Here is a 17,000-nt window from a genome sequence, read left to right as displayed (position 1 = left end):
TTTGTAGAGCGCGCGCATAACTGGCTCGCGGACGGTAAGGACAACCGTGACAACCCCTGCACAAACGACACCGATGGCACTGCACCACGCCGCTCGCACGTTCGGCGCCGCCCCCGCGGTCGCGGACGGCACGGTCCGGCTGAGCTGGGCCGATCTGCTCGAGTCGGTCCAAGACGTGGCGCGGGCGCTCATCGCGCGGGGCGTGCGGGCGGGTGACCGGGTGGCCATGTGGGCGCCCAACACCCATCACTGGGTGATCGCCGCGCTCGCCGCGCACTACGCCGGGGCGGCGCTGGTGCCGTTGAACACCCGCTACGTCGCCAACGAGGCCGCCGATGTCCTGCACCGGGTACAGGCGAAGGCGCTGTTCATCGCGGGGAGTTTTCTCGGCCGCGACCGGCTCGTGGAATTGCACGCGGCGGCGCCGGATCTAGCCATCGACACGGTCGTGGTGATTCCGGTCGAGCCGGGTACGGAGAACACGGATATCGCCGCGCTGGACTGGTCGGAACTGGCGATCGTCGCCGAACAGGTCACGGTGGCCGAAGCCGAGGACCGCGCCGCGGCGGTGCGCCCGGACGACATCTCCGACATCCTGTTCACCTCCGGTACCACCGGCCGCAGCAAAGGCACCCTGGTCGCGCACCGGCAGGCGCTCGCGGTGGTGCGAGCCTGGGCGGAATGCGCCACGTTGCGCCGCGCCGACCGGTACCTGGTGATCAGTCCGTTCTTCCACAATTTCGGTTACAAGGCGGGCATCCTCGCCTGCCTGGTCACCGGAGCCACGATCATCCCGCAGGCGACCTTCGACGTGCCGGAGACGATGCGGCTGATCGGCGCGGAGAACGTCACGGTGCTGCCCGGCCCGCCGACCATCTACCAGACGATCCTGGACTTCCCCGACCGCGACGAATTCGACCTGAGCAGCCTTCGGGTCGCCGTCACCGGCGCGGCGACGGTGCCGGTGGTGCTGATCGAGCGGATGCGCTCGGAACTCGACTTCGATGTCGTCATCACCGCCTACGGCCTGTCCGAGGCCGCGGGCTTCGGCACCATGTGTCGCGCCGAAGACGACGCCGAGACCATCGCGAACACCTGCGGCAGGCCGATCGCGGATTTCGAACTGCGGCTCGGCGAGGCCGGCGAGGTGCTGCTGCGCGGCCCCAACGTCATGCTCGGATACCTGGACGACCCGGACAGCACCGCCGAGACCATCGACGCCGACGGCTGGTTGCACACCGGCGATGTCGGCACCATCGACGAGCGCGGGTACCTGAAGATCACCGACCGGCTCAAGGACATGTACATCTCCGGCGGCTTCAACGTCTATCCGGCCGAGATCGAGCAGGCGCTGGCGAGGCTGGACGGCGTGGCCGAATCCGCCGTCATCGGAGTGCCCGACAGCAGGATGGGCGAGGTGGGCAAGGCGTACGTGGTGCGCAGGCCCGGTTCGGCGCTCACCGAGGACCAGGTGCTCGCCCATGCCACCACCGTGCTGGCCAACTTCAAGGTGCCGCGGTTCGTCGAATTCCGCGACCAGCTGCCCTACAGCGCCGCCGGGAAAGTGCTCAAGCGTCAACTACGTGAGGAGAAGTCGTAATGTCGCAACCGGCAACCCCGAACGAGGGTCCGGCCGTCCCGGACGAGGGCGAGGTGGTCACCTACGAGCGGCGCGGTCGCGTCGCGATCGTCACACTGAACCGGCCGGACTACCGCAACGCGCAGAACTCGGTGATGACCTACGCGCTCGACGCCGCCTTCGAGCGCGCCGTGGAGGACCCCGAAGTCGGGGTGATCGTCCTGGCCGGCAACGGAAAGCACTTCAGCGCCGGGCACGACATCGGCACGCCGGGCCGCGACCACCACGTGCGATACCAGAACAAGGCCGCGCTGTGGTGGGACCACGTCGACCGGGTCGGCGGCGATCAGCGCTTCGCCCGGGAACTCGAGGTCTATCTCGGCATGTGCCGTCGCTGGCGGGAGATTCCCAAGCCGACCATCGCCATGGTGCAGGGCGCCTGCATCGCGGGCGGCCTCATGCTCGCCTGGGTGTGCGATCTGATCATCGCCTCCGATGACGCGTTCTTCTCCGATCCGGTCGTTCGCATGGGCATTCCCGGTGTCGAATACTTCGCGCACCCCTGGGTGATGGGCCCGCGCGCGGCCAAGGAGTTCCTGTTCACCGGCGACCGGTTCGGCGCGGCCCAGGCCAAAGACTGGGGCATGGTCAACCGGGTGGTGCCGCGCGCCGAGCTCGAGGCCGAGACCTTGGCGCTGGCCGAAAAGATCGCCACCATGCCGCAATTCGGTCTCGCTCTGACCAAGAAAGCGGTCAACCAGGCCGAGGACCTGATGGGCATGCGATCCGGCATGGACTCGGTCTTCGGTCTGCACCACTTCGCACACGCGCACAACGCCGAAGTCGGCGCCGACTCGCTGGGCGGCATGAACGCCAAGTCGATGAAGGCTTCCGCGAGCACCGCAGAACAGAACGGAACGACGTAGTGGATCTGGATCTCGACCAGGCGACGCGGGAATTCCAGCGGGAGGTCCGCGAATTCCTGGCCGCCGACAAACCCGCGCAGCCGCTGCCCTCGATGGACACGAAGGCCGGATTCGAGGCGCATCGCGAATGGGAGCGCACCCTCGCCGACGCCCGGCTCTCGGTGGTCGCCTGGCCCGAGGAGTTCGGCGGACGCGATGCTTCGCTGCTGGAATGGGTGCTGTTCGAGCAGGAGTACTATGCGGCGGGCGCGCCGGGGCGGGTCAGCCAGAACGGCATATTTCTCTTGGCGCCAACACTTTTCGAGCACGGCACGCCGGAGCAGCTCACGCGGATCATGCCGCGGATGGCGCGCGGCGACGACATCTGGGCGCAGGCGTGGTCCGAGCCGGAGGCGGGCAGCGACCTGGCCGGCATCCGCTCCACCGCCCGGCGCACCACCGGCGGCTGGCTGCTGAGCGGCCAGAAGACCTGGAGCTCGCGCGCCGCCTTCGCGGACTGGGCGTTCGGGCTGTTCCGCAGCGACCCCGAGGCCGAGCGGCACAAGGGCCTCACCTATGTGATGTTCCCGCTGAGCGCCGACGGCGTCTCCGTGCGCCCGATTCCGCAATTGGACGGCGAGCCCGGCTTCGCGGAGATCTTCCTCGACGACGTCTTCGTGCCCGACCGTGACGTGATCGGCGCGCCCGGCGACGGCTGGCGGGTGGCGATGAGCACCTCCAGCAACGAACGCGGCCTCTCGCTGCGCAGCCCCGGCCGGTTCAGCGCTACCGCGCGGCGGCTGGTCGATCTGTGGCTCGACGCCGGCGACCAGGACAACACCGCGCAACGCGACGCGGTGGTCGACGCGTGGATCGGCAGCGAGGCATATCGGCTGCACACCTTCGGCACGGTCACCCGCCTCGACGAGGGCGGCAAGCTGGGCGCGGAATCCTCGATCACCAAGGTGTTCTGGTCCGAACTCGACATCGCCATGCACGAGACCGCGCTCGAGGTGCTCGGCGCGGCGGCCGAGCGCTCCGGGCCGTGGACCGACGGTTACCTGTTCGCGCTGTCCGGCCCGATCTACGCGGGCACCAACGAGATCCAGCGCAACATCATCGCCGAGCGGCTGCTCGGACTACCGAGAGGAAGCAGCCGATGAGATTCGCGCTCAGCCCCGAGCAACTCGATTTCGGCGCCAGCCTGCGGAAGCTGCTGGAAGCGGGCCGCACGCCCGCCGCGGTGCGCGCGTGGGCATCGGGCGATCCCGGACCGGGGCGCGCCCTGATCCGGCAGCTGGCCGAAGCCGGTGTGCTCGGCTTGGCCGTCGCGGAGCGGCACGGCGGCCTCGGTGCCGAGCCGATCGATCTGGTCGTGGCTTTCCAAGAGATCGGGCGTGCGGCCGTGCCGGGACCGCTGGTGGAGACAGCCGCCGCGATTCCGGCACTGCTGCAAGCACTTCCGGACCAGAGCTCGGCCGCGCGGTGGTTGCCGGGCTTCGCGGGGGGTGTGGCGCTGGGCACTGTCGCGTTCGCAGCGCCCGGTTGCAGCGGCGTCGCCCTGGACGCCGACACCGCCGAGGTCGCACTCCTGACCGAAGGAACACGGCTGTCCACCGGGCACCGCACCGGCCTGACGCGGTCGGTCGATCCGGCACGCCGCTTGTTCACCGTGGCCGCGGACGCCGCCGTTGCCGAGGGCGAAGCGGTCCGCGAGGCCGCGGCCGCGGGATTCGACACCGGAGCCCTGGCTTGCGCGGCCCAGTTGCTCGGCGCCGGCCGCGCGCTGCTGCACGCCTCCACCGAATACGCCAAGCAGCGCAAGCAGTTCGGCAAGCCGATCGGTGAATTCCAGGCCGTGAAGCAGAAGCTCGCCGACGTGCTGATCGCACTCGATCTCGCCGAGCCACTGCTCTACCGCGCCGCGCTGACCATGACCGGACCCACCCGCGCCCGGGACGTGTCGGCCGCCGTGATCGCCTGCGGCGACGCGGCTTACCGTGCGGCCCGCGCCGCCCTCCAAGTGCACGGCGCCATCGGCTACACCGCCGAGTACGACCTCTCGCTGTGGCTGACCAAGGTGACCGCTTTGCGATCCGCTTGGGGCACAACGGATCTGCACCGCTCCCGGATCGCCCGCGCGCTGCGCGAGGAGACCGATCAAGACCGCGCCACGCGAGGCATCGCATGAGTAACCAGGCCCTCAGTCGGCAGCAAGGCGTGATCATGCGTCGCCCCGCCCGAGCCGGAAAGAACACAGCATGAGCGAGCGCAGCGAGCGAACCGTCGACACATACACCCTGGTGGTGGCGCCGGAGCCGAGCGTCAGCGAGGCGCAGGCATGAGCACCGCCGAACACCAGGAATTCCTCGCGTCGGTCCGGGCCCTGCTGACCAAGCACGCCGGATCTGCGGCGGTGCGTGCCGCGATGGACACCGAACTCGGATACGACCCATCTCTGTGGCGGATGCTGTGCGAGCAGATCGGCGTCGCGGCGCTGGCGATTCCCGAGGAGTACGGCGGTTTCGGCGCGAGCCTGGTCGAATCGCTGCTGGTGGTCGGCGAATTGGGCCGCACGCTGGCCGGGGTGCCGATGCTCGGGTCGGCCGTGCTCGGTGCGCAAGCCGTGCTGCTGTCGGGTGATGCCGAGGCCTGCGCGCGACTGTTGCCCGAGGTCGCCGAAGGCACCAGGACGATCGCGGTCTGCTGGGCGGGCGAGAGCGGCTGGGACGAGCCTGGTGTTCACGAGACCGACGGCGCGCTGACCGGGACCGCGCACTACGTGCTCGACGGGGTGTCCGCGGACACCCTCGTCGTCGTGACGCCGGACGGTCTCTTCGAAGTCGAGCCGACGGCGGCGGGCGTCACACGTCGGTCCGCGCCGACCATGGACCCCACCCGGAAGCTCGCCGAGATCACCTTCGCCGCGGCGCCCGCCCTCCGGCTCGGGTCCGCTGATCCGGCGGCGACCATGGCCCGGCTGCGCGACATCGCCTGGGCCGCCGTGGCCGCCGAGCAGGTCGGCGCGGCCGAGCGCTGCCTGGAGATGACCGTGGACTACGCCAAGTCCCGGGTGCAGTTCGGCCGGGTGATCGGCAGCTTCCAGGCACTCAAGCACCGCATGGCGGACATGTACGTGCTGCTGGAATCGGCCAGGTCCGCGTCCATCGCGGCCACGGCGGCGGTGGCGGCGAACAGCCCGTCGGCCGCCGAGGACGTGTGGGCCGCCCGCGTGCACTGCTCGGAAGCGCTCAACGCCATCGCGGCCGATACCATCCAGTTGCACGGTGGCATCGCGATCACCTGGGAGCACGACGCGCATTTGTTCTTCAAGCGCGCCCACGCGGACGCGCAGTTGTTCGGCACGCCGCGACGGCCGTTGACCCAGCCGGCCTGAGGGGGCGCCGATCGAGCGAGACAGTGACGGCACTGCACAACGTCATGGTCGATGGCGCGGACGTTCAGCTCGACCTCTCGAGTAGAGCGACGAGTCGGTCGGCAATGGCGGGAGATGCCGCGATCGTGTCGGGAGAGTCGAGGCTGTGCCGACGGAAGGTCGAGTCGAGGACGAAGCGCCCGCTTCGCGGGCGATAAGCACGCCAGCGGCTGTATCCCAGGGTCTATTGGGCCGGGCGGGCGGTTCCGGACCATATCGACGACCACGATCCCGCACCGCGCAGCGTGCGAGGAGGTCTAGGCCATCATCATCAGCGGCGACCGACTCGAAGCGCACCGATCAGCCCTGGCCTGGTCCCGGGCGAGGAGTACGGTCAGGAGGTATGACCGAAGCGAAGCGGGGCCGCGTCCGCGTCGAGACCGGCCAGAAGCGAGTGCGAGTCTATTTGGGCGGGCACTTGGTGGCCGACACGGTCAGGCCCGTGCTCGTGTGGGAGAACCCGCATTACCCGACCTACTATGTGCCGGTCGCCGATCTGCACGCCAAGCTCGAACCGCATGGAACCACCCAGCACTCCCCCAGCCGGGGCGACGCGACCGTGTACGACGTGGCGGTCGACGGCACGACGGCCGGGGCGGCGGCGCTGCGATATCACGATTCGCCGATCACCGAATTGCGTGACCTGGTCCGGCTGGAGTGGGACGCGATGGACGAGTGGTTCGAGGAGGACGAGCCGATCTACGTCCATCCGCGCGATCCGTACTCGCGCGTCGACATCCTGGCCAGCTCGCGGCATGTGCGGGTGGAGATCGACGGCGTGACGGTCGCCGACTCGCACACACCGCGCATCCTCTTCGAAACCGGTTTGCCCGCACGGTATTACCTGCCCATGACGGACGTTCGCATGGATCTGTTGCACCCGTCGACCACCCACACCGGCTGCCCCTACAAGGGCACCGCCGATTACTGGACCGTCCGCGTCGAAGGCAAAGAGTACTTCGACTACGTGTGGGGCTACCGCACCCCGCTGCCGGAGAGCCAGAAGGTCGCCGGTCTGGTCTGCTTCTACAACGAGAAGGTCGACATCTATCTGGATGGCGAACTCCAGGAACGCCCGCGCTCCCCGTTCAGCTGACCACCGGGTGCACCGATAGGCCGCCAGCCGGTCGGTCATGTCGGCGGCGTCACCATTGCGGCGTATGAAAGCGCCGCGCTACCCGGCCAGCCGCACGGAGGCAGGTGCGCCGGCATCCGGCATAGGACGCCCGGCCCGTAACTCCTTGCGCCGCAAGGCGAAAGCCTACTCATGCACAGTGTTGTTCGGCCCGCCGTTCCTGGGCTGATCAGACCGCGACCAGTGGCGGGCTGTCGACCGCGCGGCGGTATTGCCCCGGGGCCACCCCGTATTCGCGTTTGAACGCCTTCGCGAAGGCGAATTCCGAGGCGTAGCCAACGCGGCGGGCTACAGCACCGAGGCTGCTGTCGGTGTCGCGGAGCAGGCGGGCGGCGGTCAGCATGCGCCAGCGAGTCACGTAGGCCAGGGGCGGTTCGCCGACTGTCGCGGTGAAGCGGCGGGCGAGCGTCGCGCGCGAGACACCGGCGACGTCGCCGAGGTCGGGGACGGTCCAGGCTCGGGCGGGATCCTCGTGCACAGCGCGAAGCACCGCCGCGACCGCCGGATCGGTGAAAGCGCCTGCCCAGCCGGAGCTTCGGGCGTCGGCCTGCTCGTCGAACCACGCGCGAAGGATGAACAGCAGCAGCGTTTCCAATATCGCGGGCACGGCGGCGTCGCTGCCCGGACGTGGCTCGGCGATCTCGGCGGCGAGCAGATCGACCGCGCCACGCAGCGCGGGATGACGCCCGGGACGCGCGGGTAGATGGATGAATTCGGGCAGCTCGTCGAGGATCGGATGGCTGCGGCCTCGTCCGAGTTCATAGGCACCGCACAGCAGCGCGGTCCGCACGCCGGGCCCCACGATCTCCCTCGGCTCGCCGGGCAGCGCGGTCTCGGTGACCGGACTGTCCAGGCTGTCGAGCAGGTCGTGATCGGCGCCGCGCGGCATGAACAGCACGTCTCCGACGCCGAGCGCCATCGGTTCGCCGTTCGGCGGCACCACCCAGCACGATCCCTGCAAGACCACATGGAATCCCGCGCCGGGGACCACGGGATACCTGCGGCCCCAGGGCGCGTGCCGGATGAACAGGCCGGAGGTCGGGCTGCCGGTGCGGATCGCCGCGATCGTCTCGCTCAGGATGTCCACACAGTTACCATACACTCTTGGCATGAGCGTTTCAGACATCGTATCGAGCTATACAGCCATGGATTGACTCGCATTCGCGCAATAGATTTTCAACCATGACATCGACCGAAGCCACCGCATCCGCTCCGACGATCGCCGTCTACGGCGCCACCGGTCACACCGGCGGCTACCTGCTCACCGAACTGCGCCGCCGCGGGCTCACCCCGATCCTGGTGGGCCGCGACGCCGATCGAATCCGCGCCGCCGCCACCGCCGCAGGCTTGCCGGACGCCGAGGTGCGAGTCGCGGACCTGACCGACCCCGCGGGCCTCGTCGCGGCGTTCACCGGTGCCGACGTGGTGATCAGCAGCCTGCCCGCCTACGTGAACCACGGCGCCGCCGTACTCGCCGCGGCCATCGATGCGGGTGCGCACTACACCGACATGTCCGGTGAGCAGCTGTTCCTGAAGCGGGTCTTCGACGAGTTCGGACCGAGGGCCGCGGCGGCGGGCGTCACCGTGGTTTCCGGCATCACCGACAGCAATGTGCCCGGCGACCTGCTCGCCTACCTCACCAGCCGCCGCGTCGCCGGACCGGCCGACGTGGTGCTGAGCCACCTCAGCAAGAGCGGCGGCAATGGTTCCAAGGGCAGCGCCAAGACGGTCTTCGCCAGCCTGGATTGGTTTCGCGGCGGCGGCTGGCACTATGCCGACGGCGAATTGCGCACCGGCGCGGCGGCACGCCAGGACAAGCTGACCTTCCCCGGCGACACCGAGCCGACCGCCGTCGCGAAATTCCCGCAGCCACCGGTCCTGACCATCCCGCGACACTCGGATGTCTCCTATGTCGAGGGCGTGCTCGCCACGGCGATCCTCGACACGCTCGCCGGGTTCACCGCCGAGATCATCGACACGCTGCCCGACGAGCCCAGCTCGGATCTGCGCTACGACCTCGTGGTCGACGCGTCCGGGACGGACGGGCGCGTGGTTCGCGGCGTGGTCAGCGGCGTCGATTCCTATCGCGATTCGGCGCTGATGGCGGTGGAAACCGCTGTCCGGCTGGCCGCCGGCGGCGCCGCGCCGGGCGCGCTGGCCCCCGCCGAAGCCTTCGACGCGGCGGACTTCCTCGACGGACTGGCGCCGTTCGGGATTACGTGGCGCATCGAGGAAGCCGGAGAACCGGCGCCGAATCGGGCATAGTCGAACGATGACCGACAACCGACCGCCGCTCGCCGTCGCACTCGATCTCGCGCCGCACCCAGAAGGGGGCTGGTATCGCCAAACCTGGCGCAGTCCGGTCGAATTCACGCCCGCGGGATACGGCGGCCCGCGTGCGAGCGCGACGGCGATCTACTTCCTGTTGCTGCCCGGCGAGCAGTCGGCCCCGCACACCGTGCGCTCCGACGAGCTGTGGCTCTGGCATCGCGGCGGGCCGCTGGCACTGAACATCGGCGGCGAAGAAGTGATCCTCGGTCCCGGCCTGGAGCATGGCCAAGTGCTCCAGGCCGTAGTGCCTGGTGGGGTGAGCCAGGCGGCGCGGCCGGCGGGAACGGACTATGTCCTGGTCAGCTGCATCGTCGCGCCGGGGTTCGACTTCGCGGATTTCCGGCTGGACTGAGCGGGTTCAGCGCACCGGCGCCGGGGCGAACGCGGCGAGCTCCTGCGGGTCGTGCGCGCAGAACATCCGGACCCGGTCGCCGTGTTCGGCGCGCAGCGTGCGCAGCCGCTCCAGGTTCTCCACCCGCGCTCGGCCCAGAGTGCCCGCGAGCATCTCGAAGAACCCGAGCCCGACCGGGGGGCGCGCCTTCCCCGATTCGAGCTGCCGGTGGTGGAAGTACGCGTCGCCGCAATGCAGCAGCCAACCGTCGCTCTGCCGGATCGCGACGCCGCTGTGCCCGCGAGTGTGCCCGATCAGGGGAACCAGCAGGATGTCCTCGAGCACCGGCACAGCGGTGAAGCCGAACCAGGATTCCGCGCCGGTTTCGTGGGCGAGCCAGCGTGGCCCGTGCTCCCATTGGCGCGGCTGGTAGCGCCAGCGCTCTCCGGCCGTCGGCCGCTGGGTCGCCGCGTCGAGCTCGTCGGCGAAGACGTGCACGGTGGCGTCGGGGAAATCGGACAGGCCGCCCGCATGATCGAGGTCGAGGTGGGTGAGCACGATGTGGCGGACGTCCTCCCGCCGATAACCGAGCGCGCGGATCTGATGCAGCGCGGTGAGTTCCGGACGCAACCGCGGCCGCAGCAACTGGGCGGTGCCGACGCCGAGCCTGCTCCGGTCGAGCACATCGCCCATACCGAATCCGGTGTCCACCAACACCAGCCCGTCGTCGGTCTCGACGAGCAGGCAGTGGCCGACCAGCCCGCCGGTCACCAGCCCACCGCTGCCGAGCAGCGCCCGCCCGCCGAACGGGCACATCGTCGCGCAGTCCAGATGGTGCACGAGCATCGCGGAAACTCCCTCCTACGGCGCCGGACGGAGGAGATCCGATCCGGCACGAAGGTCTTTGTCGTTCCGGTCAAGGTAGCCGGATCGCGGCTCGCTCGCGACAGCTCGGCCGCCGTCGCGGGTGACCAGCGCGTGCGCGGCTCACCCGAATAACGGCCCTATTCAGGGATTTCGAGCAGACCCTCGTCCACCGCCCAGGCGATGGTGCGCTCCAGCTGGGGGCACGATTCCGGCCGGCCCGGCCGGTATCCGCTCGCGCTCAGCTCGGCGAAGACCGGGCAGTGCTCGGCCGGATCGCCGGTCCACTGCACCGACGTCTGGTGCGAGCTGCTCTTGCGCACCAGCACCTGGCTCCGGCATGCCTGACACCGCAGCGGGGTCAGGCCGTCTTCCAGATACCGCTGTCTGTCGGCCACGGTCTGGGCGCGCACTTCGGCTCGCCGATCCGGCTGGTCGGCGAAATCGGGTGCCTTCGCCCAGGTGGCCGCCATCAGACGCCCGCCTCGGCTTCCTCGGCCTCGCGCTTGCGCCGCAGGTTCTCGGCGACCTCGGCCTCCCACGCCTCGTTGGCCTTGGTGGTGTCCACCTCGAACTCGAAGCGCTGGGTCATCTTCTCGGTGACGTCGGCCAGGTCGACGTAGAACTGCTCGTACCAGCGACGCAGCTGGTAGACCGGCCCGTCCTCCTCGCACAGCAGGGGGTTCTCCACCTTGGACTTGTGCTTCCAGATCTCGACGTCCTGCAGGAAGCCGACGCTGATTCCCTCGGTCATCTTCTCGGCCAGCCGGTCGGCCATCTCGCCGTCGACGCCCTTCGGCTTCTCCAGCGTGATCCCCCATTGCAGGACGAAGGAGTCCTGGGTAACCGGGTAATGGCAGTTGATCAGCACGCTCTTGACCTCGTAACCGCTGTAGATGTTGATCAGCGGGTTGATCATGTACGAGGGGCCGTAATAGGAGGCCTCGGACTTCAGCAGCGTGTCACCGCCGTACTTGGAGGCCATGCCGATGTCCGGCCTGCCCTTGGTCTCCAGGAACTGGGTGGCGATATGGCCCTCGAAGACGTTCTTGAAGTAGGTCGGGAAGGCGAAATGGATGTAGAAGAAGTGGGCCATGTCGACTACGTTGTCGATGATCTCGCGGCAGTTGGCGCCCTCGATCAGCATCGAGTTCCAGGTCCAGTCGGTCCACCCGCCGTCGAGTTCCTCGGTGGGGCTGCCGTCGGCGTCGGTGTAGGGCCCCTTGATGTACGGAATGGTGATCTCGGGTGGCGGCTGGCTGCCTTCGACGTCGTGCCAGACGAACAGCTGACCGTTGCGCTCCAGCGTGGTCCACTTCCTGGTGCGCGCCAACGGCGGAACCCGGCGCGCGTACGGAATCGCGGTGCACTTGCCGCTGGTCCCCGACCAGCGCCAGTCGTGGAACGGGCAGGCGATGTCGTCGCCCTTGACCTCGCCCATGGTCAGGTCGCCGCCCATGTGCCTGCAGTAGGCGTCGAGTACCCGCAGTTCACCGCTGCTGTCGGCCCAGACGACGAGTTTGGTGCCGAACACGTTGACCGCGTGCGGCTTGCCGTCCCGGAAGGTCTTGGCCAAACCCAGGCAATGCCATCCCCGCGCATACCGGGTGGGTACGGTGCCGACATCGAGCTCCCGGACCTTCGCACCGCTAACTGCCATCGCGATTCCTCCTCCTTCTGTACTAGAACACGTTACAAAACTGGGGCCTTCGACGCCAGCTATTCACCTCACTTCCTGCATGAGCGCAAGTCAGACCAGGGGTGAACACCGGTTCTCGACAGAAATAGGAACCTGTTCTAGTCTCAGAGGCAAACGAGTATCGGTTATCAATCGACCAGGCAGGAGCAGGTCCCGAGATGACGCAAGAAGTGACCGAACGGGTCGAAGCGCTGTTGCCGACACTGCGCGAACGCGCGCAGGAGGCCGAGGACCTGCGGCGCATCCCCGACGAATCCATGAAGGCGTTGCAGGAGACCGGCTTCTTCCGGTTGCTCCAGCCCAAGCAGTGGGGCGGTCACGCCGCCGATCCGGTGGTCTTCTACGACACGGTGCGCAAGATCGCCGCCGCGTGCGGGTCCACCGGCTGGGTGGCGGGCATTGTGGGCGTGCACAATTGGCATCTCGCACTGTTCGCACAGCAGGCGCAGGAAGACGTGTGGGGCGAGGACAACGAGGTGCGGATCTCCTCCTCCTATGCGCCCATGGGTGCGGGCACGGTCGTCGACGGCGGCTACATCGTCAACGGCGCGTGGGCTTGGTCGTCCGGGTGCGATCACGCGACCTGGGCGGTGCTCGGCGGCCCGGTGATCAAAGACGGCAAGCCGGTCGACTTCGGCAGCTTCCTCATCCCGCGCGACGACTACCGCATCGATGACGTCTGGAACGTCGTCGGCCTGCGCGGCACCGGTTCCAACACCGTCGTGGTCAAGGACGTTTTCGTGCCGTCGCACCGGTTCCTGAGTTTCCGCGCCATGAGCGAGTTGAAATCGCCTGGCCTGGAACAGAACACCGACCCCGTCTACAAGATGCCCTGGGGCACTATCCATCCCACCACCATCTCCACCCCGATCGTCGGCATGGCCTACGGCGCATACGAGGCGCATGTCGAGCATCAGGGCAAGCGTGTGCGCGCCGCCTACGCGGGCGAGAAGGCCAAAGACGACCCGTTCGCCAAGGTGCGCATCGCGGAAGCCGCCAGCGACATCGACGCCGCTTGGCGGCAGCTGTCGGGCAACGTCGCCGACGAATACGCGCTGCTGGTGGCGGGCAAGGAGATTCCGTTCGACCTGCGCGTGCGGGCCCGGCGCGACCAGGTGCGGGCGACCGGCCGCTCGATCGCGGCCATCGACAAGCTGTTCGAGAGCTCCGGCGCCACCGCGCTCGCGAACGGCACTCCGCTGCAGCGCTTCTGGCGCGACGCGCACGCCGGACGGGTGCACGCGGCCAACGATCCCGAGCGCGCGTACCTGATGTACGGCACGCACGAGTTCGGGCTCCCGGTCACCGACGGCATGGTGTAGGAGTCGACCGTGACCTCAACCGTGGAACTCACCGCCGAATCGACGTCCCGCTACGCGCAGGTGCGACCCGGCTTGCGGCTGCACTATCACGAGGCGGGTGTCGGCAATGGGCCGACGATCGTGCTGCTGCACGGCGGCGGACCCGGCGCGTCCTCGTGGTCGAACTTCGCCCGCAATATCCCGGTGCTGGCGGAGCATTTCCATGTGCTGGCCGTGGACCAGCCGGGATACGGCCGCTCGGACAAGCCGACCGAGCATCCGCAGTACTTCGTGCACAGCGCGTCCGCGCTGAAGGACCTGCTCGACCACTTGCAGATCACCTCGCGGGTGCACCTGCTGGGCAATTCGCTCGGCGGCGGCGCGGCGGTGCGGTTCGCACTCGATTACCCGGATCGGGCCGGGAAGCTGATCCTGATGGGGCCGGGCGGCCTGAGCACCAACCTGTTCGCGCCGGACCCGACCGAGGGCGTGAAGCTGCTCGCCAAGTTCAACTACGAGCCGACCAGGGAGAACCTGGAGGCGTTCCTGCGCATCATGGTCTTCGACCAGTCGCTGATCACCGACGAGCTGATCGACGAGCGGTTCGCCTCGGCGAGCGCGCCGGAGGCGCTGGCCGCGACCCGCGCCATGGGCAAGTCGTTCGCGAGCGCCGACTTCGAGAAGGGGATGCTCTGGCGCGACGCCTACAAGCTGCGTCAGCCGGTGCTGTTGATCTGGGGTCGCGAGGACCGGGTCAACCCGCTCGACGGCGCGCTGGTGGCGACCAAGCTGATCCCGCGCGCGCAGTTGCACGTCTTCGGCGGGTGCGGACACTGGGCACAGCTGGAGAAGTTCCACGAGTTCAACCGGCTGGCCATTGATTTCCTCGCAGGCGTCAAGGAGAAGTGATGGGAATCCGCGCACTGGGTTATCTGCGTATCGAGGCGACCGACATGGCCGCCTGGCGGGAGTACGGGCTGAAAGTCCTGGGCATGGTCGAGGGCAAGGGCGCCGATCCGGAGGCGCTGTATTTGCGCATGGACGAGTTCCCGGCCCGGCTGGTGATCGTTCCCGGCGAGAAGGACCAGCTGCAGATCTCGGGCTGGGAAACCGCCAATACCGCTGAGCTGCAGGACATCCGCAACAGGCTGGACGCGGCGGGCGTGCCCTACAAGGAAGGCACCGCCGCGGAACTGGCCGATCGCCGGGTCTACGAACTGATCCGCTTCGACGACCCTTCCGGCAACACGCTCGAGGCGTTCCACGGCGCCGCGCTGGAGCATCGCCGGGTGGTCAGCCCCTACGGGCACAAGTTCGTCACCGAGGAGCAGGGGCTCGGGCACGTGGTGCTCAGCACCAAGGACGACAAGGCGGCGCTGGAGTTCTACCGCGACGTCCTCGGCTTCCGGCTGCGCGACTCGATGCGGCTACCACCGCAGATGGTCGGGCGCCCCGCCGACGGCGAGCCCGCCTGGCTGCGCTTCTTCGGCTGCAACCCGCGCCACCACTCGCTGGCGTTCCTGCCCATGCCCACGCCGAGCGGCATCGTGCACCTGATGCTCGAGGTGGAGAACGCCGACGACGTCGGGCTGTGCCTGGACCGGGCGCTGCGCAAGAAGGTCAAGATGTCCGCGACGCTCGGACGGCACGTCAACGACAAGATGCTCTCCTTCTACATGAAGACGCCGGGCGGCTTCGACGTCGAATTCGGCTGCGAGGGTATGGAAGTGGACGACGAGGACTGGATCGCACGGGAGTCCACCGCGGTGAGCCTGTGGGGTCACGACTTCACCGTCGGGCAGCGGCAGCAGTGACACCCGAGATCGATCCACGGCAATTCCGGAACGTGCTCGGGCAGTTCTGCACCGGCATCACCGTGATCACCACCTTCGACGGCGACCAGGCCCCGGTCGGCTTCGCCTGCCAGTCCTTCGCCGCCCTCTCCTTGGAACCTCCGCTGGTGCTGTTCTGTCCCACCAAGGCTTCCCGGTCCTGGGCGGCGATCGAGAAGTCCGGACGCTTCTGCGTGAACGTCCTCGCCGAACAGCAGCGCGAACTGTGCGCCCGCTTCGGCTCCCGCGAACCCGACAAGTTCGCCGACGCCGACTGGCACACCTCCGAACTGGAGCTTCCGGTCCTGGACAACGCCCTGGCCACCATCCAGTGCAAAGTCGACAGCGCCATCGATGGCGGCGACCACTACATCGTCATCGGCCGAGTCCAGGCCCTCTCCGAAACGACCACCACGGGCCGCCCCCTGCTGTTCTACCGCGGCCAATACACCGCCATCGAACCCGAGAAGACCACCCCGGCCCCTTGGCGCGCCGACCTGGAACATTTCCTCACGACCACGACCCTCGACACCTGGTTGTAGGCCTATGTAGCCACTGGACCACCCGCGGGGCACACCGAGACCTTTGCGACAAAGTGCTCAATTGATGAGCACTTCAAGGACGAGGATGGGCTTTTGAGACCAGCACCGCGAACCCAGGAGACGAGACTATGGATCAGTTCGCTGGCACCGAGATCCTCACCTGCGTCGATAGCACCCAATGGGAGAGTTGGCTTGCCGACAACCACGATCGCGCCGCGGATGTCTGGCTGAAGATCGCGAAGAAGAGTGCGGCGGGTACGACGATCACCATTACCGAGGCGCTCGACGGAGCGCTGTGCTTCGGCTGGATCGACAGCCACCGTCGCAGCCTCGACACCGACCACTACCTCCAGCGCTACTCTCCGCGCCGCCCGAAGAGCCCCTGGTCTCAGGTGAACGTCGCCAAAGCGGAAGCCCTCATCGCCTCGGGGCGCATGCGGTCCTCCGGTTTCGCCGCCATCGCTGCGGCGCAATCCGACGGGCGCTGGTCTGCCGCCTACGAGCCCCAGCGCACCGCCGCCTGCCCCGCCGACCTGAACGCCGCTCTGGCGGAGAACCCATTTGCTCGAAGCAAATTCGACGGACTCGATCGCACCGGGCAGTACGCGTTCTTCCTGCGGCTGATGAAGGCTCGGGCTCCCGCCGAGCGCGCTACTCAGCTGCGGCGGATCCTCTCGGAGTTGAGTGAAAGCCAGGCCCGTTGATTCGTCGCCTTGTCAATGGACCCGGCAGGTGGAGGCCCACCCGCCCCGCTACCGAGAACAGTCAGGCGAGCTAGGCATCCGGGGCTTCAGGGAGGTCCTCGCCCTGCTGCCGGTGACCAGTGGCGTCGTACGCATTCGGTGACCAGTGCCACCGACAAGCTCGCTCGCCACAATTGTGACTGCCGTCCCAACGAGGTGAATCTGGTTGCAGATGGCTGAGATTCGCTGTCACGATCGGACATACAACCTAGTTCGGCCGCGCTGCGCGCCCCCAATTCACCTGTGTTGTCCGCCGAACGCTCAGTCCATAGCTTGACTACAGAAATCAGGGTCGGGTCAGC

General features: G+C 68.2%; 17 protein-coding genes. 13 read left to right on the top strand and 4 right to left on the bottom strand.

Annotated features, from left to right (window positions below):
* Window positions 1-46: 46 nt before the first annotated feature.
* The 6 genes from IU459_RS19905 (at window position 47) to IU459_RS19880 (ending at window position 7,016) form a co-directional block, all read left to right on the top strand.
* A complete protein-coding gene (locus tag IU459_RS19905) occupies window positions 47-1,600 on the top strand; it encodes a FadD3 family acyl-CoA ligase (RefSeq protein ID WP_324198942.1) in 1,554 nt (517 codons plus the stop codon).
* Window positions 1,600-2,505 (top strand): enoyl-CoA hydratase, encoded by a 906-nt coding sequence (locus tag IU459_RS19900; protein ID WP_195131041.1) that lies wholly within the window; start codon window positions 1,600-1,602, stop codon window positions 2,503-2,505. The genes IU459_RS19905 and IU459_RS19900 overlap by 1 nt, the downstream gene beginning before the upstream one ends.
* Window positions 2,505-3,647 (top strand): acyl-CoA dehydrogenase family protein, encoded by a 1,143-nt coding sequence (locus IU459_RS19895; protein WP_195131040.1) that lies wholly within the window; start codon window positions 2,505-2,507, stop codon window positions 3,645-3,647. The genes IU459_RS19900 and IU459_RS19895 overlap by 1 nt, the downstream gene beginning before the upstream one ends.
* Window positions 3,644-4,675, top strand: coding sequence for an acyl-CoA dehydrogenase family protein (locus IU459_RS19890; protein ID WP_195131039.1), 1,032 nt, complete (start codon window positions 3,644-3,646; stop codon window positions 4,673-4,675). Before IU459_RS19895 ends, IU459_RS19890 begins: the two co-directional genes overlap by 4 nt.
* Before the next feature lie 150 nt (window positions 4,676-4,825).
* Window positions 4,826-5,881 (top strand): acyl-CoA dehydrogenase family protein, encoded by a 1,056-nt coding sequence (locus IU459_RS19885; RefSeq protein WP_195131038.1) that lies wholly within the window; start codon window positions 4,826-4,828, stop codon window positions 5,879-5,881.
* A 382-nt stretch (window positions 5,882-6,263) separates the two neighbouring features.
* Window positions 6,264-7,016: a DUF427 domain-containing protein gene (locus IU459_RS19880; protein WP_195131037.1), complete on the top strand. Its 753-nt coding sequence runs from the start codon at window positions 6,264-6,266 to the stop codon at window positions 7,014-7,016.
* A 208-nt stretch (window positions 7,017-7,224) separates the two neighbouring features.
* Here the strand turns inward: IU459_RS19880 and IU459_RS19875 are convergent, their stop codons facing one another.
* Complete coding sequence (locus tag IU459_RS19875) at window positions 7,225-8,142, bottom strand: AraC family transcriptional regulator (protein WP_195131036.1); 918 nt, start codon at window positions 8,140-8,142, stop codon at window positions 7,225-7,227.
* A gap of 95 nt (window positions 8,143-8,237) precedes the next feature.
* On the opposite strand from IU459_RS19875, the gene IU459_RS19870 reads away from it, so the two are divergent.
* Both IU459_RS19870 and IU459_RS19865 read left to right on the top strand, forming a co-directional pair.
* Window positions 8,238-9,320 (top strand): saccharopine dehydrogenase NADP-binding domain-containing protein, encoded by a 1,083-nt coding sequence (locus IU459_RS19870; protein ID WP_195131035.1) that lies wholly within the window; start codon window positions 8,238-8,240, stop codon window positions 9,318-9,320.
* A gap of 7 nt (window positions 9,321-9,327) precedes the next feature.
* Window positions 9,328-9,738 carry a cupin domain-containing protein gene (locus tag IU459_RS19865; RefSeq protein ID WP_195131034.1) on the top strand — a complete coding sequence of 137 codons (411 nt, stop codon included), beginning with the start codon at window positions 9,328-9,330 and terminating at the stop codon, window positions 9,736-9,738.
* A 6-nt stretch (window positions 9,739-9,744) separates the two neighbouring features.
* Here IU459_RS19865 and IU459_RS19860 read toward each other — a convergent pair whose 3' ends face one another.
* The 3 genes from IU459_RS19860 to IU459_RS19850 form a co-directional block, all read right to left on the bottom strand.
* Window positions 9,745-10,563: an MBL fold metallo-hydrolase gene (locus IU459_RS19860; RefSeq protein ID WP_195131033.1), complete on the bottom strand. Its 819-nt coding sequence runs from the start codon at window positions 10,561-10,563 to the stop codon at window positions 9,745-9,747.
* Between the two features lie 158 nt (window positions 10,564-10,721).
* Window positions 10,722-11,054, bottom strand: coding sequence for a hypothetical protein (locus IU459_RS19855; protein WP_195131032.1), 333 nt, complete (start codon window positions 11,052-11,054; stop codon window positions 10,722-10,724).
* The gene (locus tag IU459_RS19850) at window positions 11,054-12,241 is read right to left on the bottom strand and encodes a Rieske 2Fe-2S domain-containing protein (protein ID WP_228838175.1); all 1,188 of its coding nucleotides are present in this window, start codon (window positions 12,239-12,241) and stop codon (window positions 11,054-11,056) included. The genes IU459_RS19855 and IU459_RS19850 overlap by 1 nt, the downstream gene beginning before the upstream one ends.
* Before the next feature lie 197 nt (window positions 12,242-12,438).
* Between IU459_RS19850 and hsaA the strand changes: the two genes are divergently transcribed.
* The 5 genes from hsaA to IU459_RS19825 all read left to right on the top strand — a co-directional run bounded on the left by hsaA (window position 12,439) and on the right by IU459_RS19825 (window position 16,659).
* On the top strand, window positions 12,439-13,602 hold the full coding sequence (gene hsaA, locus IU459_RS19845; RefSeq protein ID WP_195131031.1) for a 3-hydroxy-9,10-secoandrosta-1,3,5(10)-triene-9,17-dione monooxygenase oxygenase subunit: 1,164 nt from the start codon (window positions 12,439-12,441) through the stop codon (window positions 13,600-13,602).
* Window positions 13,603-13,611: 9 nt separating this feature from the next.
* Window positions 13,612-14,490: a 4,5:9,10-diseco-3-hydroxy-5,9,17-trioxoandrosta-1(10),2-diene-4-oate hydrolase gene (gene hsaD, locus IU459_RS19840; RefSeq protein WP_195131030.1), complete on the top strand. Its 879-nt coding sequence runs from the start codon at window positions 13,612-13,614 to the stop codon at window positions 14,488-14,490.
* Window positions 14,490-15,395, top strand: coding sequence for an iron-dependent extradiol dioxygenase HsaC (hsaC, locus tag IU459_RS19835; RefSeq protein WP_195131029.1), 906 nt, complete (start codon window positions 14,490-14,492; stop codon window positions 15,393-15,395). The genes hsaD and hsaC overlap by 1 nt, the downstream gene beginning before the upstream one ends.
* On the top strand, window positions 15,392-15,955 hold the full coding sequence (hsaB, locus tag IU459_RS19830) for a 3-hydroxy-9,10-secoandrosta-1,3,5(10)-triene-9,17-dione monooxygenase reductase subunit (protein ID WP_195131028.1): 564 nt from the start codon (window positions 15,392-15,394) through the stop codon (window positions 15,953-15,955). The genes hsaC and hsaB overlap by 4 nt, the downstream gene beginning before the upstream one ends.
* Before the next feature lie 128 nt (window positions 15,956-16,083).
* Window positions 16,084-16,659: a YdeI/OmpD-associated family protein gene (locus tag IU459_RS19825; protein ID WP_195131027.1), complete on the top strand. Its 576-nt coding sequence runs from the start codon at window positions 16,084-16,086 to the stop codon at window positions 16,657-16,659.
* Window positions 16,660-17,000: the final 341 nt, after the last annotated feature.

This window comes from Nocardia amamiensis (assembly GCF_015477605.1).
GTDB lineage: Bacteria > Actinomycetota > Actinomycetes > Mycobacteriales > Mycobacteriaceae > Nocardia > Nocardia amamiensis_A.
This window is presented reverse-complemented; position numbering and strand designations above follow the sequence as displayed.